Source organism: Bradyrhizobium sp. 153 (assembly GCF_023073835.1).
Classification (GTDB): Bacteria; Pseudomonadota; Alphaproteobacteria; order Rhizobiales; family Xanthobacteraceae; genus Bradyrhizobium.
Genome location: NZ_JADPKH010000115.1, coordinates 1 through 826, shown reverse-complemented (window position 1 = coordinate 826; position 826 = coordinate 1). Strand labels below are relative to the sequence as shown.

At 59.9% G+C, this 826-nt stretch carries 1 pseudogene; it reads left to right on the top strand.

The features are described from left to right. Nucleotides 1–825, top strand: a pseudogene (locus IVA91_RS27160) (IS630 family transposase); the annotation flags it as partial. Nucleotide 826: the final 1 nt, after the last annotated feature.

Here is an 826-nt window from a genome sequence, read left to right as displayed (position 1 = left end):
GCTGGCGAACGCGTGAGCGGGAGCAAGGTGATGCCCATCCGAGAGCTCGGGGCGGAGATCGTAAGTCTCACCCGGATTGATGCCCATCAGGGGACGATCATGACCCTGCTTGAGGCGGCGCCCGACCTCACCATCGAGGAATTGCGTGAAACTTGAGCAAACAAGGCCTGTCCTTTGGTTATGGCACGCTTCGCCGCTTCTTCGAGCGCCACAAGATCACGCGTAAAAAAGACTGCCCCTGGATGTCATGACGCGGCGTGAAGCCTGGCGCGAGAGCCAGAGTAATCTCGACCGGGATCGGCTCGTCTTCATCGACGAGACATGGGCATCGACCAACATGACGCGAACGCATGGCCGCTGCCGACGCGGCGAGCGCCTGCGGGCCAGCGTTCCTGACGGCCACTGGAAAACGACAACCTGCGTGGCCGCTCTAACCACGCGCGGCATCATCGCGCCCTGGGTGCTCGATGGTCCTATCAACCGCGATGCCTTCGAGACCTATGTTGAAAAGGTGCTGATTCCTGAGCTTCCAGATCGAGCCATCGTCGTCATGGACAATCTCTCCAGCTACAAAGGGCCGCACATACGCGAGCTGATCGAGGCGGCTGGCGCTACACTTCTGTATGTTCCGCCCTAGAGTCCCGACTTCAACCCCATCGAGAACGCCTTCGCTAAGCTCAAAGCAAATTGCGAAAGGCCGCCGAACGCACCGTCGGCGGCCTTTGGGATGCTGTCGGGCGCATCATCGACACCTACACGCCCGCAGAATCCACAAACTACTTCACTGCCGCAGGCTACTTGCAACCTGATCGGCTAACGCTCTAGC